This window comes from Pseudomonas fluorescens (genome assembly GCF_019212185.1).
In the GTDB taxonomy this organism is placed as follows: domain Bacteria; phylum Pseudomonadota; class Gammaproteobacteria; order Pseudomonadales; family Pseudomonadaceae; genus Aquipseudomonas.
Map to the genome: position 1 here is coordinate 1,568,196 of NZ_CP078138.1, position 21,901 is coordinate 1,590,096.

The following is a 21,901-nucleotide window of genomic DNA, read 5'->3' on the forward strand; positions in this document are numbered from 1 at the left end:
GGCACGCCAAGGTCACGCCTCGATCATTCAGACGGTGTGCTCGGTTCCCAGGCGGCAAAGTGCCCACGAACGAGAATCGGAGTGTGCCTACAAGGTCGTAGGGCGTCATCCGATATTGCATTGCAACGCTGGCTAAATTGAATCTTGATATGCCCAGGCGCTTAACCATAAAAAAGCCCCCGTTACTCACCGGTAACGAGGGCTTTTCCGTACAGGCAATTCAACTCACTCTTCAGCCACCTTCGCCGCAGCCTGGCGCTTGACGATGATGTCCACCAGGCGCTGGGCCAGGGCCGGATAGTTTTCGTCGAAGTGGTGGCCGCCTGGCAGCTTCATGGCTTCGCCGACGGCTGTCTTGTCGGTGCAGCCGCTTTCATCGGCCTCTTCTTCGCCGTAGATGCACACCACTTTGGCGGCAGGCAGCTTGGCCATTTCCGGGCCGGTGGCGGCTTCCTTGCCGGCGTTGCCGAGCCAGCCTTCGACTTCGATCTCAAAACTGCCGGTGCGGGCGAAGGCCAGCAGGATAATTGCGTCGACGCGTTGCTGCTCCGACTCCGCCAGGCGGTTGTAGATGGCTGGCAGGACATCGGCACCGAACGAGTAGCCGGTCAGGATGAAGCGCTTGGTGCCCCATTTCTGCCGGTAGTGCTGCATCAATTCAGCCAGATCGATGGCGCTCTGCTCGGGGCTTTTGTGTTGCCAGTAGTAGCGCAGGGTGTCGATGCCCACCACAGGGTAGCCAATCTTGGCCATCTCGCCGGCGACGTCGCGGTCCAGGTCGCGCCAGCCGCCGTCACCGGAGAGGAACAGGGTGACAGTATCCTTGGCTTGGCCGGCGGGCACTTCGACCACTGGAATGTTCAGCCCGCCATTGCCCTTGTCGGCTCCGACAAGGATCTTGCGCAGTTCGTTATTCAAGACCTGCGGCAGGTTGATGTCATAGTCGCTGATGCTGGTTTCGGCATTGGTCTGGTCGCGTACGAAGCCAGCGCTGGTGTCGTCCGGATTGTCGTTCCAGGCCACCAGCCAGTGGCCGTGGGCGGCGCTTTTGGGCAGCAGGTGGGTACAGCCGGGTTTTTCCAGGGCGAGGTCGACCGAGACTGCCTGGGATTTGTCGTCTTTCTGTTCGGCCAGCCAGCGCCAGGCCAGTACCGCGCCCGGACCAATGCCGCTGACCAGGGTCGCCGGGCCTTGCAACTGCCGGAGTGCTGATTGCAGGGCACGGCCTTGCAGCATGCAGTCCTTGGGCAGAATCACCTGGACTATCTGCGCCGAGCCGGCACGGCTGAGGGTCAGCAGTTGGGTGTCGCTGAGTTTCTGTTCTTCGTTGACCGCCACCACCACTTGGGCGCGTGCCTTGGTGCCCGGAACGACGCGGGTCATGGGCGCGCCGTCGGTGGGGGTCAGCAGTTCCAGGGTGGGCTGCGGCGCCGGACGGTTCCAGTACCAATAGCCACCACCGAGGATCACAGCCAGTGCCACCAGAGTGGCCAATACATACCGCCAGGTGCGTTGAATCATCAGCGTTTCACCAATCCAGTCAAGCCGCCTGCGATCAAGGCGGCGGTGTCGGCCAGTGCCACCAGCGGATCCAGTCCGGCGGGCACGGCCATATAACGGGGTTCCCAGTCAGGCTGGAATTTATCCTTGAAGCGACGCAGCCCCTGGAAGTTGTAGAGCTGCTCACCCCGGCGAAACACCATCGAGCCGAGGCGCTGGGTCAACGGGGCGCCGCGACGGGGTTGCAAGCCCGACAGTGGCACCATGCCCAGACTGAAACGTGCGTAACCATGGTTCTTATAATGCTGAATCAGGCCGACCATCATGAATTCCATGGTCAACTTGGGGGCGTCCGGGTGCGCGCGCATCAGGTCGAGGCTGGCCAGGTCATGGCTGTAGGTCTCGAGCAGGTTGGCGAAGGCCACTGGGCGTCCTTCGAAACGAATGATCGCGATGCGGAAATGCTTCAGGTAGTCATCGCTGAAGCGACCGAGGGAGAAGCCTTTCTCGCGAACGTTCTTCCCTGTGAGCCAGGCATCGGAAATGACTTTCAGCTCATCCATCGGCGCCTGGCCGGGCTCATGGATCTCCAGCGACAGGCCATCGCGGGTGCCACGGTTCCAGGTGTAGCGCAGGTCTTTCATCTCCTTGCCCTTGGCTTCGAGGTCGAAGCGCACCAGGTCGACCCGGGCTTCTTCGCCGAGCTTGATGGCGGTCAGGCCGATGTCCATGTAGTAGGGCAGGTTCTCGGCACGCACCTGATAAAACACCGGTCGTGCATGGTGCAGATCGCAGAGGTCGCGGAACTGCCAGATCATTTCCGCGCGATGCTGCGGCTGGCCGATCGGGTCGTACAGGGCGACGAGGCTGCGTCCACGACGCGCATACATCAGAAAGGCGTCATCGTTGGGATGAAACAACAGCGCCTTGTCACCGGTCAGGGCCAGGCCGCCGTCGGGTTGCGCCGAAGCCATGAGAATCTTTCGGGCTTTTTCCAGGTCGGTCGCATCCGGCAGATCAATGGCGGGACGTGCCGTGCGCAGCAGCCAGGTCAGTGACACCACCACCAGCAGTACCGCGGCCCCGAGCAGCGAGCGCAAGCCGCGTGGTGCGTCGGAATCCAGGGTGAACTGCCACCACAGTTGATGGCTGTAGGGCACATCCTGATAGGCGAACAGCAGCAGCCAAATCGAGGCGGCGAGGACGCAGACACTGGCGACCAGGTACAGCGGCGAAAACGGCAGCTCGGTCAAACGGCTAGGGCGGTAGAACGAGCTGCGGAAGATTGCCAACAGGCTGGCGGTGAGGATCAGCAGGCTGGCTTCTTCCCAATCGAAACCCTTGAGCAGTGAAAGTAGGGCGCCGGTCAGTAGCAGTACAGTCGTCAGGATCCAGGCCGCCGACAGGCGTCGCCGCAGACCCTGGGCCAGCAATAGGCACAGCACCCCAATCAAGCTGGCGCCGAAGTGCGAGGCGTCGATCAGTCGATGTGGGATCAGAAAGCCGATGTGCTCCAGGCGAGTGTCGATCTCCGGTGTCGCGCCAGAGAACAGCAATACCACGCCAGACAGAAACACCAGCACGGCCAATACCGGAGCCGCGAGGCCGGAAGCGGTCCGCAGCGATTCCCGAGTGTTGAACAGACGCTGGGCTTCATTGATCAGCAGCAGTACGCAGGCCACCAGCATCGGCAGGATCACATAGATCAGGCGATACAGCAGCAGCGCAGCGGCCAGCGGCGCTGCGCCGAGTTTGTCAGCGAAGGCTGCGAGCAAAATCGCTTCGAAGACCCCGACACCGCCTGGCACATGACTGAGCACACCCGCCGCCAGGGCCAACAGATAGACCAGCAGGAACGCACCGAACGGCGGCGCCTCGGGCAGCAGTAGATAGAGCACGGTGGCCGCGGCCGCGACATCCAGAGCGGTGATGATCAGTTGCAGGAATGTCAGCCGACGTCCTGGCAGGCGCAGGGTGCGGCGACCGACACGCACCAGCAGGTTGTCCGCATACGGTTGCTCGGGCAGGCGCCGACGATAGATGCCGATAGCCAGTGCCGCGCAGAGCAGGAGCACGGCAATTGCAATGCCTCCCAGTAGCGCTTCAGATAAATGCAGGGCGGCTGATGCTGCGGGCAGGTTGCTCAAAGTTGCCAGTGCTGCCAGCGGGGGCAGGGCGCACCCCAGCGAAAGGCTGGCAAACAGGGTCATGTGGGCAACTTCCGAAGCCCCCAGTCCGTGTCGTGCATATAGGCGGTAGCGTACCGATCCACCGGATAGAAGGGACAGGCCTATGGCATTGCCGATGGCAAAGGCGGTGAACCCGCCGAGCATCAGGCTGCGCGGTGGCAGGTTGGCGTTGGCATAGCGCGAGGCCGACCACTCATAGCCGAGCAGGATGATGAAGCCGACGATGGTCGCAACCAACGCTCCCAGCAATGCCGGTTGCGGCACTTCGAGGATCGAGTCGTGGAGGGCGTACAGGTCCAGCTCGCTCAAGAGATGGCGACAAGCGATCAGAGCGATGGCGAACAGCAGCAGGGTGACGGCCAGGCCAATGGGCTGGCGGTATTTGCTGAGCAGATCCAGCCAGTGCAGGCGAGTGGCTGTGATCGGTTGGTTCGCTGTAGCGGTGTCTTGTGAATCAGACGAGTTGGCGCGCATCAATCACCTCTTGGATTGTGCGCGACAGGATGGGGGTATCCAGCCAAGTTACCAATCCCTGTAGAAAAAAATAGTTACAAGTACGGACGCTTATCATTGAGCGTTGTGCGTCATGGCGCAATCAAGTCTTGAGGGAGCATAGCCTGATCTGAAGAATCGGGGAGGGTGGCGAAGCTACGCAGCACCATGCCAGGCCTTTGTTACGAAAGGATTTTTCTACGGATACAAAAAAGGCCACTCTTTCGAGTAGCCTTTTTTGATGTTTGGTTGCGGGAGCCGGATTTGAACCGACGACCTTCGGGTTATGAGCCCGACGAGCTACCAGACTGCTCCATCCCGCGTCTGTGAGGCGGCATTCTACAGAGGATCGCGAGGGTGTCAACCGTTAATCGAACATTAGTTCAAATTAACCTACATTCCTCATCGCGACCCTCACCGTTGAGCTAAGTCGCGGATGTTCAACGAGATTTCATCTGGTTGTAAAAAATACGCGCGCACAAAAAAGGCCACTCTTTCGAGTAGCCTTTTTTGATGTTTGGTTGCGGGAGCCGGATTTGAACCGACGACCTTCGGGTTATGAGCCCGACGAGCTACCAGACTGCTCCATCCCGCGTCTGTGTGTCGGCATTCTACAGAGGAAAGCGTGAGTGTCAACTGCTTATTGCGAAAAATCTGTTCCTGTTCAATCAGTTAGCACTCTATCGTGGATCACCATCAGGGCTGCAGGGCTTGCCACGTAAGGCTTTCAGCTCTATCGAAGGTGAAATCCCGATTAATAAAATAAATTTCAAGACAGGTCATTCAGGCGCTTTGTAGAAACCTGAAAAGCACTGGTGCTATATACAGGTGTGAGTGAGATACTGACAGTCCGACGGTTGAAAGTCCTTTTTCCTTCATCGAACACCGCCTTATATGACGCAACGCAAAATCATCCACGTCGACTGCGACTGTTTTTATGCCGCCATCGAGATGCGTGACGATCCGACGCTCGCCAGCAAACCACTGGCGGTGGGCGGGTCGGCGGACCGGCGTGGGGTGATTGCAACCTGCAACTATGAGGCGAGAGCTTATGGCGTGCGGTCGGCTATGTCATCGCGTCACGCGCTTAAGCTGTGCCCGGACCTGGTAATCGTCAAGCCGCGGATGGACGCTTATCGTGAAGCGTCAAAGGAAATCCAGGGGATCTTTCGCGACTACACCGATCTCATCGAGCCGTTGTCGCTGGATGAGGCTTACCTTGATGTGTCAGAAAGCAGTCATTTCAACGGCAGCGCCACGCGTATTGCCCAGGATATCCGACGCCGGGTTTCCAATCAGTTGCACATCACCGTCTCGGCGGGCGTGGCGCCTAACAAATTCCTGGCGAAGATCGCCAGTGACTGGAAGAAACCCAATGGTTTGTACGTGATCACGCCGGATCAGGTCGAAGATTTCGTCTCGCATTTGCCCGTCAGCAAGCTGCACGGTGTGGGCAAGGTCACGGCGGACAAACTGTCACGGCTGGGAATTGCCGATTGTTTGCAACTGCGCGACTGGAGCAAGTTGGCGTTGGTGCGCGAATTCGGCAGCTTCGGCGAGCGTTTATGGGGCCTGGCCCGTGGGATAGATGAGCGGCAGGTACAAAACGACAGCCGACGTCAATCAATCAGTGTGGAGAATACCTACGATGTCGATCTGCCCGATTTGGTCAGTTGCCTCGATAAGCTGCCCGAGCTACTGGAGACTCTGAACGGTCGCATGGCGCGTATCGACAGCAGTTATCGTCCGGGGAAACCCTTCGTCAAAGTGAAATTCCATGACTTTACCCAGACCACACTTGAGCAGGCCGGGGCGGGTCGGGATCTGGGCAGCTATCAACTGTTGCTGACGCAGGCGTTCAATCGGGGCGGCAAGCCAGTGCGATTGCTGGGGATTGGGGTGCGCTTGCAGGATTTGCGCGGCGGGTTTGAACAGTTGGATCTGTTCAGCCGTTAGTCGGGCGGCAAGGCCTCGCGCCCGCAGGCACGAGGTTTCAGAGACTCAATTGACGCCAGGGTCCGCCACCAGGCGTCCGGCATCCCTGGTCAGCGACTTGAGGAATTCACTCTGCAACTCGGGATCGTTGCGGGTCAATTCGATCAGGCTCTGTTCCAGTTCGCTGGCTTCTTCCTCCAGGCCCAGCTCCGACAGGCGCTTGACCCGATGCACCCATTGGCTCACTTCGTCATCTTCGAGGTCGTCGTAGATCAGTTCGTGGGCTTCCAGCAACTTGCCGCGCAGGCCGCTGCTGATGGCCAGGGACGAGTCAACGTGAACGTCGTCCTGGGCGTCGGCAACGCTGATCTGCAATTTGCTGAGGCGGCTCAGGTCATGCTCGGAAAACGGGCTGTCGAGCAGGTTCAGGCGTAACACACCATTACGATCTGTGGTCAGCTCGAAGGTCTGCTTACCGGTCTTGACTTCGACCGGACGCTCGCTCCAGGGCAGGCTCGAGTATTCCGTGCGCTTGTCACGCTCGACTTCATCGATGCCCGCCAGGTTCTGTTGCGCGCGACCATGGGACTGCACGTTCATGAACGGGTTGAGCCCGGCAAAGCCGTAGCTGATCCAGTCCTTGGTGACGCTGTCCGGCAGGTTGCCGAGGGCAAATACGTTGACCACATTGGCACCGACCCCGGCCACGACGGCAACCGCGCCCAGCGGGATCTCGTAGACCTCCCGCCAGGGTTGGTACGGCGTGTAGCGATCGTAGCGGCGGGTGACTTCGAACTCGGTGACCTCAAAGGTCTTCTGTTCGTGAATCCGTACCCGGCGTTGCGGCAGCTCAAGCACCTTAGGCTCACCGACATCGATCTGCAGGCTGTGATCGAGCAGTTTGCGCTCGATGCGCTCCTCGTGTTCGCTGCGTTGTGACATGTGGTTGGCACAGCCGCTGAGCAACAGGGTGCCGCACAGGGCGGCACCACCGAGGTTTAAGGTGTTTCGCTTGAACATGACGTCTCTATCTGGTTTCAGCGGCGGATACGAGCCTGCAGGAACGACAGTACCTCAGCGACCGGCAGCGCTTGCGGCTCGGCCTCGGTACGGCTCTTGTACTCCAGGTTGCCATCGGCAAGGCCGCGGTCGCTGACCACGATCCGGTGCGGAATGCCAATCAGCTCCATGTCCGCGAACTTGATGCCCGGGCTGGTTTTCTTGTCGCGGTCATCCAGCAACACTTCGAAGCCGGCGGCAGTCAGTTCTGCGTACAGCTTGTCGGTGGCTTCGCGTACCAGTTCGGTTTCGTAGCGCAATGGCACCAGGGCAATCTGGAAAGGTGCGAGGGTGTCGCTCCAGATGATCCCTTTCTCGTCGTTGTTCTGCTCGATGGCAGCAGCCACTACGCGGGACACGCCGATGCCGTAGCAACCCATTTCCAGGGTCACTGGCTTGCCGTTCTCGCCCAGTACTTCGCACTTCATCGCCTTGCTGTACTTGTTGCCCAGCTGGAAGATGTGCCCGACTTCGATGCCGCGCTTGATTTCCAGGGTGCCCTTGCCGTCCGGGCTTGGATCGCCGGCGACGACATTTCGCAGGTCGGCCACGGTTGGAACCGGCAGGTCGCGTTCCCAGTTGACGCCAAAGTAGTGCTTGTCGTCGATGTTGGCGCCGATACCGAAGTCGCTCATCAGCTCGACCGAGCGGTCGATGATGATCGGCAGTGGCAGGTTCAGCGGGCCGAGGGAGCCGGCGCCGGCACCGATGGCGTCACGCAGTTCGGCATCCGAGGCCATGACCAGCGGGCTGGCAACGCCAGGCTGCTGGGCGGCCTTGATTTCGTTGAGTTCGTGGTCGCCACGAATGATCAGGGCAATCAACTTGCCTGGCTCTTCGGCGTGGACGATCAGGGTCTTGATGGTCTTTTCAATCGGCAGATTGAATTTTTCCACCAGCGCGGCAATGGTCTTGGTGTCTGGGGTATCGACCAGGCGCAGCTCTTCGGCCGGCGCAGGGCGCGACGTTTCCCGTGGTACGGCTTCGGCTTTCTCGATGTTCGCTGCGTAGTCGGAGCCGTTGCTGAAGACGATGTCGTCTTCACCAGACTCGGCCAGGACGTGGAACTCGTGGGAGCCAGCGCCGCCAATGGAGCCGTTGTCCGCTTCCACTGGGCGGTATTTCAGGCCCAGGCGCGAGAACACGTTGCAATAGGCTTCATGCATGCGGTCGTAAGTGACCTGAAGCGATGCCTGATCGGCGTGGAAGGAGTAGGCGTCCTTCATGATGAATTCGCGGCCACGCATCAAGCCGAAACGTGGGCGGATTTCGTCACGGAATTTGGTCTGGATCTGGTACAGGTTGATCGGCAGCTGTTTGTAGCTGCTCAACTCGTTGCGCATCAGGTCGGTGATCACTTCTTCGTGGGTCGGGCCCGCGCAGAAGTCGCGACCATGGCGGTCTTTGAAACGCAGCAGTTCAGGGCCGTATTCTTCCCAGCGTCCGGATTCCTGCCACAGCTCAGCCGGTTGAGTGCTCGGCATCAACACTTCAAGCGAGCCGGCGGCGTTCATTTCTTCGCGAACGACGGCTTCCACCTTGCGCATCACTCGCAAGCCCATGGGCAGCCAGGTGTACAGGCCCGAGGCGAGTTTGCGGATCATGCCGGCACGCAGCATCAGCTGATGGCTGACGACAACCGCGTCGGAAGGCGTTTCTTTCTGTGTGGCGAGCAAAAATTGACTGGTGCGCATGGTAGGCCGTTGTCGGTTGCTGATGACTAGAAATGACGGAGCAGTGTACCGGCGAGAGCCGCTGACGTACAGGCGTGTGGCTGGCGCAGTGGTCCGGGGCGGGCAATGCCCTGCGCCCGGGGTGCTTCAGGATTCTTCGATGGCCTTGCCGCTCGCCACGGGTTCAGGCGTGGGCGTCGGGCCTTCGCGACGGCTTTCCTGGTACCAGTGAATGGCGATCAGGATCAGCGTCGGTACGCCGAGGAAGGCGGTGATGATGAAGAAATTGTGGTAGCCGAATTTTTCCACCATGACCCCGGTGTAACCGCCGATAAGGCGCGGCAGCAGGAGCATGATCGAGCTGAGCAGGGCGTATTGAGTAGCGGAAAACTTCAGGTTGGTCAGGCTCGACAGGTAGGCCACGAACGCTGAAGTCGCCAGGCCGGAACTGAAGTTGTCCAGGGAAATGGTGACGATCAGCATCTGCAGGTTGGCGCCCATGTCGGCGAGCATCACGAACAGGATATTGGTCGCGGCGGAGGCGGCGCCACCGATAAACAGAATCGGCAGGATGCCAAAGCGCACGATCAGCAGGCCGCCCATGCCAGCGCCAACCAGAGTCATGATCAGGCCGAAGATCTTGCTGACCCCGGCAATCTGGTCCTTGGTAAAGCCCAGGTCGATGTAGAACACGTTGGCCATGACGCCCATGACCGTGTCGGACATGCGGTAGGTGGCGATCAGGCCGAGCAGCAGCAGCGCCTGCCAGCGGTAACGCATGACAAAGTCGTTGACCGGCGTCAGGACCGGTGCCAGGCCGCGACGGCCCATGGCGGACAGGCACATGGCAGTCAAGGTTACATAGAGAATTGCGCGCAGGAAGGCGCGGTCTTCCAGCAGCAGGTCGAGGGGGCTGGCATCGCCGAACAGGACGCTGGCGAAGTCGGTGTTATAGAGCTGGGTGAACATCGCCGGCAGTGACACCAGCAGCACGATCAGCACGAACACCGACGCCAGTTGATGCACAAAGCTGTAGCGTCCGGCAGACAGTTGAGTGCGCAGGGGTACTGGCGGCTCGCGCATGAAAAAACTGGTCAGCAGCGCCGGAACCATCAACAGGCCGAACAGCGCGTAGGTGCCGGTCCATGCCGAGTGCTGGTAGTTGAAACCGGTGGAACCGAAGCCCTCGGCGAAGAACAGCGCTCCTGCAGTTGCCAGCAGAGCCGCGACCCGGTAGCCGGACATGTAGCTGGCGGCCAGCGCCGCCTGGCGGGTGTCGTCGGCGATTTCCAGGCGGTAGGCGTCGACGGCGATATCCTGGGTGGCCGAGGCAAAGGCCACCACGACGGCAATCGCAATCAGCCACGACAGATGTTTTTGCGGATCGCAGAATCCCATGCCGACCAGACCGAGAATCACCAGGCCCTGGGAGAGTACCAGCCATGAGCGTCGTCGACCGAGTTTGCCAAGTAACGGCAGGCGCCATTGGTCGAGCAGGGGTGACCATACCCATTTGAATGCATAGGCCAGGCCGATCAGGCTGGCATAACCAATGGTTTCGCGGGCCACACCGGCCTCACGTAACCAGACGGAAAGCGTTGAAAACACCAGCATGTACGGCAGGCCGGCGGCGAAACCCAGCAACAACAGCACAAGCGTCGAGGGGCTGGCATATGCGGCGAGCGCGGCGCGCCAGGTTTTACGGGGCATGGGCTGGAGTCTGCCTCAAAATTACGGAAACAAAGCGCGCACTCTAACCGCTGTGCTCTACCGGACGCCAGCCATGACGCTGAATATCAACACGATTGTTCAGGATACTGATGCCTTCCAGGCGCAAGCGTGCCCGTTGTTCGTCGCCTGAAGGAGTGCCCACGGGCAGGCTGATGCGCCCACCGGCACCGAGCACGCGGTGCCAGGGTAAGGTGCTGTCGCCGGGCAGTTGGCTCAGCGTGCGCCCGACCCAGCGCGCTGCGCGGCCCAGGCCGGCCATTTCGGCCAGTTGGCCATAACTCACCACCTTGCCCTCCGGCACTTGGGCCAGGGTCAGGTAGAGTGCCGTTCGGCGGATTTGTGCCGGGTCCTGGGGTTCGGGCTCGTTCTCGCTCACGTCCGGGTTTCCTTGCTTAAGGGCGCAGTACCGTTAATAAGGTGGTGCGCCGTCGAGTCAATGATAAATGAACTCATTACGAATACCTCGGTCAGTGCTTGCTCAGGCGTTCTCCATGGGGATAATGCCGCCTTTTTTTCGCAAACTTGAGTCCCTTCTTTGCTTATGTTGTCTAGAACCTTGCTCTGCCTTGCCGTCATAAGTGCCTGCACTCCCGCATTCGGGGATACCGTCTGGTTGAAGAATGGCGATCGCCTGAGCGGCAAGATCAAGCTGTTTGACGGCGGCAAATTGCTGATCCAGACCGAGTACGCCGGTGCGATTCCCATCGACTGGAAGCAGGTCAAGACACTGGAGAGTGATCAGGAGTTGCTGGTCAAGCAGGATGCTTACACCGGTGAAAAAGCCAAGGCCCTGCAGCCTGCCGATGAAGGCAAGGTCACGCTGGCCAATGGAGAGGCGCCGAAGACCGTGGAATTGGCGAGCATCCAGCAGATCCTCAAGCCCAAGCCAGTGGTCGAAGACCTCGTGTGGAAAGGCAATGTTGATATCGCCCTGGATTACCAGCGGGCGGAAAAAGACACCGATGACTACGACATCGACTTCAAAACCTCTGCCCGCCATGGCAAATGGCGTCATACCGCGGAAGGGGAATACAACCGTGAGTTCCAGGACGAAGAAGTCACCACCGATAACTGGCGCGCTGAGTATGCCCTGGACCGGTTTATCACTGATCAGTGGTTCTGGCAGGGGCGTTTGACCTACAAGCGTGACAAGGTCGAGGACCTGGCTCGCCAGCGTACCGTCGGTACCGGTCCGGGGTATCAGTTCTGGGATGACGAGTTGGGAGCGTTCTCGCTGGGTTCGCTGCTCAATCGCACTGACTATGAATACGCGGATGGCGGCAAGGACAACTTCTATTCGTTGGCGATGAAGTGGGACTACAACCGTTACCTGATGGGTAAGTCAGTGGAGTTCTTCACCAATGGCGAGGTGGGTAAGCCGCTCTCGGGTGTGGCGGATTTCGCCCTCGATGCGGAAATGGGCTTGCGCTACAAGGTCACGGACTGGGCATCGCTCAATCTCAAGGCTGAACGCGATATTGTCAGCGGTTCCGAGGACGCAGACTTCAGCAAGACTCGCTATACCGCAGGATTCGGCGTTACCTGGTAAGGGGCAGGGGGGGGCGAAAGCCTCCCGCCGGACAAAACACACAGGCACAAAAAAGCCCCACGTTTGACGGTGGGGCTTTTTACTAAATCAGGACAAGTTAGATAACTTGAACTTCTTCAGCTTGCATGCCTTTCTGACCGCGGGTAGCGATGAAAGAAACCTGTTGGCCTTCTTTCAGGCTTTTGAAGCCGTCGGATTGGATAGCTTTGAAGTGAACGAACAGGTCGTCACCGGATTGTGGAGTGATGAAGCCGAAGCCTTTTTCATCGTTGAACCACTTAACGGTACCGGTTTGGCGATTAGACATGGTGTAACTCCTTGAACAAAGATAACTGCGACTCAGGAAGAACCCTGGCCGAGACTGAGTGCAAAGAGCAGGAAAAATTCTTGTAGATGGTTGGATCGAAATTCAACATATCGTGTAGAGATTCTCAGTGACACAAGCAGCACAGTGGCGCCACCTTAACCCTTTTTCCGTAACGTGCCAATGGTCTTTGCTAAGGTTTCTCGGTTTTCGTGACTGACGGTGAGCTGGATGACGCACGGTAGTGGATATCGCCAGGATCAGTGATTTATCCGCCCCCGGTCTTTGAACCCGACGGCGCGCCCCGGTAAGATGCCGGACAGAATTTTTCCACCTCGCTATTCAGGACACCCGCCATGAGCATCAAATCGGACAAGTGGATTCGCCGCATGGCGCAAGAGCACGGCATGATCGAGCCCTTCGTGGAGCGTCAGATGCGTGGCGAAGGCGCTGATCGATTGATCTCTTTCGGTGTATCGAGCTACGGCTACGACGTGCGCTGCGCCGATGAATTCAAGGTGTTCACCAACATCAATTCGGCCACAGTCGATCCGAAGAATTTCGACGAGAAGAGCTTTGTCGACGTCAAGAGCGATGTCTGCATCATTCCGCCGAACTCTTTCGCCCTGGCCCGAACCGTCGAATTCTTCCGTATTCCGCGCAATGTACTGACGATTTGCCTGGGCAAGAGCACCTATGCCCGCTGTGGCATTATCGTCAACGTCACGCCGTTGGAACCTGAGTGGGAAGGTCACGTGACCCTGGAGTTTTCCAACACTACCACCCTCCCGGCGAAGATCTATGCGAACGAAGGCGTGGCGCAGATGCTGTTCTTCGAATCCGACGAGCAGTGTGAAGTGTCCTACAAGGACCGCGGTGGCAAGTACCAGGGCCAGCGTGGCGTGACCCTGCCGCGCACCTGAGTCAGTCGTCTGACCGAATGAGGGAATTCCTGGGCGGGCGTAGACTCTATTGAGTGCACTGCTGTGATTCGCGCAAGGCGGATCCAGCCCATGTCCAGGAGTACCCAATGAAAATTGATTCGAAAATCAGCGCCGAACTCGCGAGGCTCGAGCCCAACCAAGTGGGCATCATGGCCTGGTCGTTGCTGGCTCATCCGTCCATGTTTCAGGCTGGCGGAATCCCCGGTCAACCTGACCCCGACACCCCCAACGAACAACCCACCGAGCCAGGCGAGCCGACTCTGCCGGACGAACCGCCTCCTGCGCCTGTCGCCTAATATTTAACAGTCATTATTGGAAATACCTGTGTCTGCCGTTGAAACCTTTGCCTGACCGGTCCGTGATTTGATCGCGCGGTTGCTCGCCCAGCGTTCCGCTGTGACGGGGGCGAACGGTTATCCAGCCAGTCAATGAAAAAGGAATTTCCAATGGGTGCAAATCGACCGGGTTTTTTTCATGCGGATATCGGCAGCGCCGAAAACCGCCTGGAGTTTCGGCTGAAAGAAGGTCTCAATTACTTCAGTCGGGGCGGTGTCCACTGCATTGAAGCGGTGAACGATCAGCGCGAAGGGTTCTATGTCTACCTCCCGGCAGACATCGTGACGGGTGAATACCAACTTCAAATCGGATTACCCTCGATTGTCCATGTAACGGACAACTCCGAGGCGGAACTGTATCCGCAGGGTGCATTGAAGCTGACGATCGACGCTGAAGGGCAATTCACGGGCGAGTTCAGCGGCATCGATGCAGATGGTGTTGCAGTGGAAAACGGGGCCTTTCAACTGACGCTTAGCGTTCCAGGCTAACCACGGGCGATGCGCGGGAACAGCCGGACTGTTCCCGCGGATTCGAGACCTCAGCTACTTCAGGTTGCCGCTGAGAAACTGTTTCAAGCGCTCACTTTTCGGATTACCCAACACCTCTTCAGGCGTTCCTTCTTCCTCTACCAGTCCGTGGTGCAGAAACAGCACCTGATTCGATACCTTGCGAGCGAAACTCATTTCATGGGTCACCATGATCATCGTCCGGCCTTCCTCCGCCAGCCCCTGAATCACCTTGAGCACTTCCCCCACCAGTTCCGGGTCGAGGGCCGAAGTCGGTTCGTCGAACAGCATGACTTCCGGCTCCATGGCCAGCGCGCGGGCGATTGCCACACGCTGCTGTTGGCCGCCAGAAAGAAATGCGGGGTATTGGTCAGCCACGCGCGCCGCGAGGCCGACTTTGTCCAGATAGCGGCGAGCGCGATCTTCGGCGTCCTTTTTGCTCACCCCCAGCACTCGACGTGGAGCCATGCTGATATTTTCCAGCACGGTCATGTGGCTCCACAGGTTGAAGTGCTGGAAGACCATGGCCAGGCGGGTGCGAATTCGTTGCAGTTCGGCTTCGTCGGCCACGCGCAGGCCCGAGTGGTCCTTGATCATGCGGATGGCCTGGCCATCCAGGCTCATGGCGCCGTCATTGGGCTGCTCGAGAAAGTTGATGCAGCGCAAAAAAGTACTTTTGCCCGAACCACTGGCGCCGATCAGGCTGATCACGTCACCGGTTTTCGCCTTGAGCGAAACACCCTTCAGCACTTCATGGCTGCCGTAGTACTTGTGCAGGCCTTCAATGGTCAGTTTGTACATGGAGCGAGCATCCTCAAGGCGAAAGTAGGTAGCCGGTGCGGTAAGCCTCAAGGCCGGCGACATGGGCGATCACCATGCCGGCAGTGGCCATGCGTCGGATCGAGCGGGCGTACAGCAGGCCGGCGTTGGCGCAGTGCACCGGGGTGACCTGGTCGCTGATCGGGTCGATGATTTCGGCGATCAGTTGTCCGGCCTGCAGGTAGTCGCCCGGCCGCGCGTGGTACACCAGCAAGCCGCCAATCGGTGTGGCGACCGGTTCTACCGCAGCCAGTGGCGTGGCTGGGTAAGGCAGTTCAGGCGGGGGCGTGGGCTGTCCTTCGATTGCGCCGAAGCCAATCAGGTAATTGATCAGCGCCTGGCAGTCGTGGCTGGCCAATGCGTGGTTTACGTCCCCCTGGCCACGCAACTCGACAGTCACCGAGAAACTGCCCAGCGGAATACTGAAATGCTCGCCGAAGCGCTCCTGCAATTGCCACCAGACCAGGGTGAAACATTCGTCGAACGACTGACCGCCGGAGTCGGTGGCAAGCAGGCTGGCTTTGGAACCGATGTAGCGCGCCAGAGGTTCGACCTGCGGCCACGCCTCGGGGGTGGTGTACAGGTGGGTCACGGCTTCGAAGTCGCAATGCAGGTCGAGCACCATATCGGCGTCGCAGGCCAGGCGTTGCAAGGTCAGGCGCTGTGATTGCAACTGCGTACTGGCCGTATGCCGTGCCAGTGCCTGGCGCAGGCTGCGACGAATCAGGACCAGGTTGTGCTGCGGGTCGTCGCTGAGTTGCCCCTCGATTTCGTTAGCGACTTCTTCGCTCAAGTCGACGAACCAGCGATTGAAATTCTGTCCGCTTTCCAGCTCGTAGCGACCCAGAGGCACGTCCATCAGCACCTGTTCCAGGCCGATCGGATTGGCCACCGGCACCAGCACGATTTCACTGCGCAAGCGGCCAGCGGCCTCAAGCTCGGCCAAGCGCTGCTTGAGATGCCAGGCCACCAGCATGCCGGGCAGTTCGTCGGCATGCAGGGAGGACTGGATGTAGATCTTGCCGTTGGCCTGGGCCGGAGCGAAGTGAAAGCTGTGGATCTGCCGGGCGGTGCCTGGCAGCGGGGCAAGCAGGTCATGAATCTGGTGGCGCATGTGCGTGGGTGTCCTGAAACCGGTAGTTAGTGAGTCGGACCGAGGAACGCCAGCCAGCGGCGTTCGGCCAGTCGGAACAGGCCGACCAGGGCAAAGGTGACGGTCAGGTAAATCAATGCGGCAATGCCGAACGACTGGAAAGTCAGGAAGGTCGCCGAGTTGGCATCACGCGCCACTTTGAGAATGTCCGGGATGGTCGCGGTGAACGCCACGGTGGTCGAGTGCAGCATCAGGATCACTTCGTTGCTGTAGTACGGCAACGAGCGGCGCAGGGCCGAAGGCATGATCACGTAGGCATACAGCTTCCAGCCGGTCAGACCATAGGCCTTGGCCGCCTCGACTTCGCCGTGATTCATGCTGCGAATCGCCCCGGCAAAGATCTCCGTGGTGTAGGCGCAGGTGTTCAGGGCAAAAGCGAGGATGGTGCAGTTCATGGCGTCACGGAAGAACGCATCGAGCACTGGCTGCGCGCGAATGGCGGCCAGGCTGTAGATCCCGGTGTAGCAAATCAGCAGCTGGATATACAGCGGCGTGCCGCGGAACAGGTAGGTGTAGAACTGCACCGGCAGACGCACGTAGAACTTCGATGAGACCCGGGCGATCGACAGCGGAATCGACACCAGGAAGCCAATGAAGATCGAAGCGCTGAGCAACCACATGGTCATGGCCAGACCGGTCATGTGGTAACCGTCGCTGTACAGGAACGGTCGCCAATACTCCTGCAGAAGTTCAATCATCGTACGGCCTCCCGGGCGCCTGCGGCATAGCGGCGTTCAAGCCGGCGCAGGACAAAGTTCGAAGCGCTGGTGATGAGCAGGTAGATCAAGGCCGCGAGCACCAGGAAATAGAACAGTTGGTAAGTGCTCTTTCCGGCATCCTGGGCCGCCTTGACCAGGTCGGCCAGGCCGATGATCGACACCAGCGCGGTGGCCTTGAGCATCACCATCCAGTTGTTGCCGATACCGGGCAGGGCGAAACGCATCATCTGCGGAAAGACCACGAAGCGAAAGCGCTGCCCGCGCTTTAGGCCATAGGCGGTAGCGGCTTCGACTTGCCCGCGAGGAACGGCAAGGATCGCGCCGCGAAAGGTTTCGGTGAAATAGGCGCCGTAGATAAAGCCCAGGGTGATGACCCCGGCGCTGAACGGGTTGATCTCGATGTATTCCCATTCCATGAAATCGGTAAAGGACGTCAGCCAGGTTTGCAGGCTGTAGAAAATCAGCAGCATCAGCACCAGGTCGGGGACGCCGCGTATCAGCGTGGTGTAGCACTGGGCAGGAACGCGCAGCAGTCGTGAGGCCGAGAGCTTGGCGCTGGCGCCCAGCAGGCCGAGTAGCACCGCCACCAGCAACGACAGCACCGATAACTTAATGGTCATCCAGGTGCCTTGCAGCAACAGCGGACCAAAGCCCTTCAGGCTGAACGCCGAGAGCCCCAGGGTTTGTAAAAGTTGTTCGAACATAAGATCGACGACCTGATAACGGAAAAAAAGCGCCCATCACAGGGATGGGCGCCGGGTGTTATTTACCGCTGTACAGATTCAAATCACCGAAGTGTTTCTTTTGAATGGTGGCGTAGGTGCCATCATCGTGTAACGCTTTGATACCTTTATCCAGGAGGGCCTTCAGCTCTTTGTTACCTTTCGAGATACCGACAGCCGTTTTCGCTGGCAGCATCGGGCTATCGACTGGCTTACTGACTTCGTAGTCACCGCCTTGTGGCGACTTCAGGAAACCCAGTTCGGCTTGCAGCATGTCCTGGATCGACGCGTCGAGGCGTCCGGAAATCAGGTCGGCGTAGACCTGGTCCTGGTTGGCGTAAGCCTGGGTTTTCACCCCGGCCTTGTCGAGTACGGCCTTGGCGTAGGCTTCCTGGATGGTGCCCTGCTCGTAGCCGACGGTCTTGCCTTTGAGCGACGCAGTATCTTCAGTCAGGCCCGAGCCTTTCTTGAAGACGAAGGACGTAGGACCGGAGAACAGTTCGTTGGAGAAGTCGATGACCTTCTCGCGAGCCGGGGTCACCGTCATGGAGGAGATCACGCCGTCGAATTTATTGGCCTTGAGGCCCGGGATCATGCCGTCGAAATCGCTTTCGACCCATTTGCACTTGACCTTCAACTCGGCACAGATCGCATTGCCCAGATCGATGTCGAAACCCACCAGGCTGCCATCGGCGGCCTTGGACTCAAAGGGTGCATAGGAAGGATCAACGCCAAAACGCAGTTCTTTGTACTCTTTGGCCAGCGCGGAACCCGCAGCCATGCACAATGCCAGTGCGGAAAGGGTCAGCAATGCTTTTTTCATTATTCAATCCCTAAGAACCAATATGAGCGCTTGTGGCGCAGAATTATTGTTACTGGAAAGCGTAAGACCTTATGAAAGTAGCAATTTCCGAACCAGAGTCCCGAACAAGCGTTTTAAAAGTTGATTCCTTGTGTGTACTCATCCCATTCGTGCCCTGAATCGGGCACGAATTTTTTCTTGCACCATGCGGGTGCTAATCTGCTCTCAGGTGACCTTGCATAGGGCCATTACTTGCCCGGTATCAGGGTCAGGCGGGTCTTGCCGTACACCTTGTCGAAGTTCTGCGGTTGCATGGGCAGACTCTGGTACTGAGCTTTCAGCCATGGATCGATGTTATTCAGGTAGTTCTGGCTCGCCGGATTGCCGGACTGGCCGATGCCGTTCTGAGCCAGCAGCGGTTCAGCCTGGGCGAAATCGACAATCAGACGCATGCCCGGCACTCGAGTGACGTTGAAGTCCTGACCCCAAGCGTAAGCCGCGGCATTCAACGTGCTCTGGTCGCCGCCGGCGGCTGTGGCAGTGCGTACCGTGTTTGCGCGCGCATCTTTCCACTCATACCGGTGCAGTTTCCCCCATTGCCAGGCTCGGCGATCGCTGCCCATCTGGCTTTCACCGACGGAAATGGCGGCGGCCAGGCTGCGGGCGAGAATGGCCGGTTTGTCCTCTTTGGCCGGTGTGCGCACGTCATCCCAGAACGGGCTGTCTTCCCGACCGAGCAGGTGGTCGGCCTGGGCCGAATAGGAACGCGTGCCGTTGGCGACAAAAGCCTTCCAGCCCGGGCTGGATTGCGGTCCGAGTTCGTCGAGGAAAATCTGTTTCATGCTTTCTTGCAGGAACAGTTGGTAGATCGCAGCGTCCGTTGAGGTCGGGCTGAGTTTGCCGTCAAACGCCATCAGCCGGCTAAAGGCTTCACGCGCTTTGGCGGCATCGGCAGCGGGCAGGGCATTGATGGCCTGTTTCAGCGGCTGGGACATACCCGGCGCCTCGAACATTTTCTTCAGCTTGGCGGCAAACACGGTGGTCTGGTCGTATTGCATGGCAATCATGCTGCGGCTGTCCTGCTTGCCAGCGCCAGCCAGTTCGGCGATGCGCTCGCCGCGTTCCGGTGCGGCCCAGGAATTGGACAACTGCATGCCGTAGCCGTGGGGGATGATTCGCTGGTTGGCAGTGCCGAGCCAACCCTGGGCCGGATCCTGGTCGTAGGGGTGGAGCATCGGGTCGGCGTAGCCATCCCAGTCATAGCGACCTTCCCAGCCGGGCGAGGGCAGCAGACCTTCGCCTTCACGGCGGTTGGGGAAGCGTCCGGTGACTTGCCAGCCAATATTGCTGGCATCGGCAAACAGCATGTTCAGCGAGATGGCGCGGATTTCACGGCTGGCGTCCGAGGCTTTTTCGACGCTCTGCGCACGGGACAGATCGAAGAACGCGTCCAGGCTCTTGTCGTCCTTGAAGTCCGGCAGTTGCAGGGCCAGGCCGAAACCGTTGCCGGGCGTTGCCACTTGGGCACTGTTGAGCAGCGCGCCATGGCGGGTTTCGTAGATGACTTCGCGAATCGGCCGCTGGCCTTTGACGAAGTAGGTTTCGTTGCGCACCATCGCTGGTTGCCATTTACCGGCGGCTTCATAGCTCAGGCTGTTGCCCTGGCGTTTGAGTTTCTCCAGGAACAGGTCCTGGTTGTCGCCCATGACCGCCGCCATGCTCCAGGCCACCTTGCCATTGAAGCCGGACATCACCATCGGCAAGCCGGCAATCGTGGCCCCGGCAACCTGGTACTTCGGCGCGCGGATCTGCACGAAACTCCACAGCGACGGCACGCCAATCGGCAACTGGCTATCGCCGGCCAGCAGACTCTTGCCGCTGCGGCTGCGTTGCGGGGCAATGGCCCAGTTGTTCGAGGCAGTGCCACCGAGGATATTCAAGCCGGCCAGTTGTTCATTGGCGCTGGCCAGTTCAGCCAGACCAGGAATGCTGCCGTTGAGTTTGACCCCTTGCAGTTTATCCGCTTCCGCCACCGGCAGTTTTTCGTCCGGATAGGAGGGCGACAGCCAGGCCAACTTGTCGTTGGTCACGCTCTGCGCCATCATCAGCGCAGAGATTTCCTGAGGCAGGTTGGCCGACTGACTGAAGTTCAACAGGCAGAAAATCAGTGCCGAGTCTTCGGGCTTCCAGTACTCCGGCTTGTAGCCGGTGGCGGCCAGATCGGCGGGCAGCTTGTCGCGATAACGGAACAGGTAGGCATTGATCCCGCGTGCATAAACCTCGAAGAAGCGCTTGAGACGCGGCGACGAGGCCTTGTACAGCTCATCGGCACTTTTCTTCAGATTGACCGCACGCATGTAACGGTCGGCATCGAGCATTTGCGCCCCGGACATTTCCGCCAGGCGCCCCTGAGCCAGCAGGCGCAGGGTGACCATCTGGTTGATACGGTCGCTGGCGTGCACATAGCCTAGGGTGAACAGCGCGTCGTGGAAGGTGCTGCTTTCAATCAACGGCATGCCCATGGCATTGCGGCGTACCGACACGTTCTGCGCCAGGCCTTTGAGTGGCTGCACGCCGGAAGCCGGAGGCAGTGTGTCTTGTGCATTCCAGCTCTGGCAGCCGCTGAGGCTGAGCACACTGGCCACTGCTGCGGCAACGCCGAACCGGGGAAGAAAAGGTGTAAGGGCTGGCGAGGCCATGGCAAAGCTCCGAGGCGGGGTACTGAATAAAGGCGCTACGTTAGTCAGCGGCCGAGGGGCGTGCAAGCGGCGGGCTGGGTTATTTAGAGGTTTGTCCGATAAATCGCGGAATTTGAGACCACTGGCGAGCTTGCTTCGGACTAATGAAGGTGCTCAAGTAGGTAATTCCCTGCCTTTTGGAGAAAACCCAGCCATGGATCCTCAGGCAAACAGCGCCTTGATCTTGATCGACCAGCAACAGGGCATCCATCACCCCAAACTCGGTCCGCGCAATAATCCGCAAGCTGAGGAGCGCATCGCCGAACTGCTCGAGCATTGGCGTGCCATGGGGCGACCGGTCATCCATGTGCAGCACCTGTCGCGCTCACCGGACTCGGTGTTCTGGCCGCAGCAATCGGGGGTGGAGTTCCAGCAGCGCTTCAGGCCGCAGGTCGGGGAGTGGGTGGTGCAAAAGCAGGTGCCGGACGCGTTCTGCGGGACCGCACTCGAAGAGGGATTACGCGAGAGCGAAATTACCCAGTTGGTCGTGGTCGGCGTGGCGACGAATAATTCGGTGGAGTCCACCGCACGCACGGCGGGCAATCTGGGGTTTGCCACCTGGGTGGTCGAGGACGCCTGCTACACCTTCGACAAGGCAGATTTTTTTGGCAATCCACGTTCAGCCGAGGAGGTCCACGCCATGTCGCTGGCCAACTTGCATGGCGAATACGCGACGGTCGTGGCGGCTGCTGAGTTGTTGCAGGAACGTCGTCTGAGGTTCCTGCAATAA

General features: G+C 59.3%; 19 protein-coding genes and 2 tRNA genes. 6 read left to right on the forward strand and 15 right to left on the reverse strand.

Annotated features, from left to right (window positions below):
• Positions 1-225: 225 nt before the first annotated feature.
• The 4 genes from KW062_RS06820 to KW062_RS06835 all read right to left on the reverse strand — a co-directional run bounded on the left by KW062_RS06820 (position 226) and on the right by KW062_RS06835 (position 4,776).
• Positions 226-1,521, reverse strand: coding sequence for a virulence factor family protein (locus KW062_RS06820; protein ID WP_027618999.1), 1,296 nt, complete (start codon positions 1,519-1,521; stop codon positions 226-228).
• Positions 1,521-4,163 (reverse strand): bifunctional lysylphosphatidylglycerol flippase/synthetase MprF, encoded by a 2,643-nt coding sequence (gene mprF / locus KW062_RS06825; protein WP_105755420.1) that lies wholly within the window; start codon positions 4,161-4,163, stop codon positions 1,521-1,523. Before mprF ends, KW062_RS06820 begins: the two co-directional genes overlap by 1 nt.
• Before the next feature lie 264 nt (positions 4,164-4,427).
• Positions 4,428-4,504, reverse strand: a tRNA-Met gene (locus KW062_RS06830).
• Positions 4,505-4,699: 195 nt separating this feature from the next.
• Positions 4,700-4,776: transfer RNA gene (locus KW062_RS06835), tRNA-Met, on the reverse strand.
• A 299-nt stretch (positions 4,777-5,075) separates the two neighbouring features.
• Between KW062_RS06835 and dinB the strand changes: the two genes are divergently transcribed.
• On the forward strand, positions 5,076-6,137 hold the full coding sequence (dinB, locus tag KW062_RS06840; protein WP_027618997.1) for a DNA polymerase IV: 1,062 nt from the start codon (positions 5,076-5,078) through the stop codon (positions 6,135-6,137).
• A gap of 45 nt (positions 6,138-6,182) precedes the next feature.
• Here dinB and KW062_RS06845 read toward each other — a convergent pair whose 3' ends face one another.
• The 4 genes from KW062_RS06845 to KW062_RS06860 all read right to left on the reverse strand — a co-directional run bounded on the left by KW062_RS06845 (position 6,183) and on the right by KW062_RS06860 (position 10,955).
• Positions 6,183-7,136: a hypothetical protein gene (locus KW062_RS06845; RefSeq protein WP_027618996.1), complete on the reverse strand. Its 954-nt coding sequence runs from the start codon at positions 7,134-7,136 to the stop codon at positions 6,183-6,185.
• A gap of 17 nt (positions 7,137-7,153) precedes the next feature.
• The gene (locus KW062_RS06850) at positions 7,154-8,869 is read right to left on the reverse strand and encodes a proline--tRNA ligase (protein ID WP_027618995.1); all 1,716 of its coding nucleotides are present in this window, start codon (positions 8,867-8,869) and stop codon (positions 7,154-7,156) included.
• A gap of 126 nt (positions 8,870-8,995) precedes the next feature.
• A complete protein-coding gene (locus tag KW062_RS06855) occupies positions 8,996-10,558 on the reverse strand; it encodes an AmpG family muropeptide MFS transporter (RefSeq protein ID WP_105755421.1) in 1,563 nt (520 codons plus the stop codon).
• Between the two features lie 43 nt (positions 10,559-10,601).
• Positions 10,602-10,955 (reverse strand): MGMT family protein, encoded by a 354-nt coding sequence (locus KW062_RS06860; protein WP_027618993.1) that lies wholly within the window; start codon positions 10,953-10,955, stop codon positions 10,602-10,604.
• Positions 10,956-11,120: 165 nt separating this feature from the next.
• Here KW062_RS06860 and KW062_RS06865 point away from each other — a divergent pair, with 165 nt between their 5' ends.
• On the forward strand, positions 11,121-12,128 hold the full coding sequence (locus tag KW062_RS06865) for a DUF481 domain-containing protein (protein ID WP_105755422.1): 1,008 nt from the start codon (positions 11,121-11,123) through the stop codon (positions 12,126-12,128).
• Positions 12,129-12,225: 97 nt separating this feature from the next.
• Here KW062_RS06865 and KW062_RS06870 read toward each other — a convergent pair whose 3' ends face one another.
• A complete protein-coding gene (locus tag KW062_RS06870) occupies positions 12,226-12,435 on the reverse strand; it encodes a cold-shock protein (protein WP_002554837.1) in 210 nt (69 codons plus the stop codon).
• Between the two features lie 353 nt (positions 12,436-12,788).
• Here KW062_RS06870 and dcd point away from each other — a divergent pair, with 353 nt between their 5' ends.
• The 3 genes from dcd to KW062_RS06885 all read left to right on the forward strand — a co-directional run bounded on the left by dcd (position 12,789) and on the right by KW062_RS06885 (position 14,200).
• Positions 12,789-13,355 carry a dCTP deaminase gene (gene dcd / locus KW062_RS06875; protein WP_027618991.1) on the forward strand — a complete coding sequence of 189 codons (567 nt, stop codon included), beginning with the start codon at positions 12,789-12,791 and terminating at the stop codon, positions 13,353-13,355.
• 107 nt (positions 13,356-13,462) lie between these two features.
• Entirely contained in the window at positions 13,463-13,672 is a 210-nt protein-coding gene (locus tag KW062_RS06880; protein ID WP_027618990.1) for a hypothetical protein, read from the forward strand.
• A 150-nt stretch (positions 13,673-13,822) separates the two neighbouring features.
• The gene (locus KW062_RS06885; RefSeq protein ID WP_105755423.1) at positions 13,823-14,200 is read left to right on the forward strand and encodes a hypothetical protein; all 378 of its coding nucleotides are present in this window, start codon (positions 13,823-13,825) and stop codon (positions 14,198-14,200) included.
• A gap of 54 nt (positions 14,201-14,254) precedes the next feature.
• Here KW062_RS06885 and KW062_RS06890 read toward each other — a convergent pair whose 3' ends face one another.
• From KW062_RS06890 to KW062_RS06915, 6 genes are all read right to left on the reverse strand, one after another.
• Positions 14,255-15,019, reverse strand: coding sequence for an ABC transporter ATP-binding protein (locus KW062_RS06890; protein ID WP_105755424.1), 765 nt, complete (start codon positions 15,017-15,019; stop codon positions 14,255-14,257).
• Positions 15,020-15,032: 13 nt separating this feature from the next.
• A complete protein-coding gene (locus KW062_RS06895; RefSeq protein ID WP_027618988.1) occupies positions 15,033-16,151 on the reverse strand; it encodes a succinylglutamate desuccinylase/aspartoacylase family protein in 1,119 nt (372 codons plus the stop codon).
• 26 nt (positions 16,152-16,177) lie between these two features.
• Complete coding sequence (locus KW062_RS06900) at positions 16,178-16,888, reverse strand: ABC transporter permease (RefSeq protein ID WP_218424826.1); 711 nt, start codon at positions 16,886-16,888, stop codon at positions 16,178-16,180.
• Positions 16,885-17,613: an ABC transporter permease gene (locus KW062_RS06905; RefSeq protein ID WP_027621121.1), complete on the reverse strand. Its 729-nt coding sequence runs from the start codon at positions 17,611-17,613 to the stop codon at positions 16,885-16,887. The genes KW062_RS06900 and KW062_RS06905 overlap by 4 nt, the downstream gene beginning before the upstream one ends.
• A gap of 58 nt (positions 17,614-17,671) precedes the next feature.
• Entirely contained in the window at positions 17,672-18,454 is a 783-nt protein-coding gene (locus tag KW062_RS06910) for a transporter substrate-binding domain-containing protein (protein ID WP_027621122.1), read from the reverse strand.
• A 227-nt stretch (positions 18,455-18,681) separates the two neighbouring features.
• Complete coding sequence (locus tag KW062_RS06915; protein WP_105756109.1) at positions 18,682-21,132, reverse strand: penicillin acylase family protein; 2,451 nt, start codon at positions 21,130-21,132, stop codon at positions 18,682-18,684.
• A 193-nt stretch (positions 21,133-21,325) separates the two neighbouring features.
• On the opposite strand from KW062_RS06915, the gene KW062_RS06920 reads away from it, so the two are divergent.
• Positions 21,326-21,901, forward strand: coding sequence for a cysteine hydrolase family protein (locus tag KW062_RS06920; protein ID WP_105756108.1), 576 nt, complete (start codon positions 21,326-21,328; stop codon positions 21,899-21,901).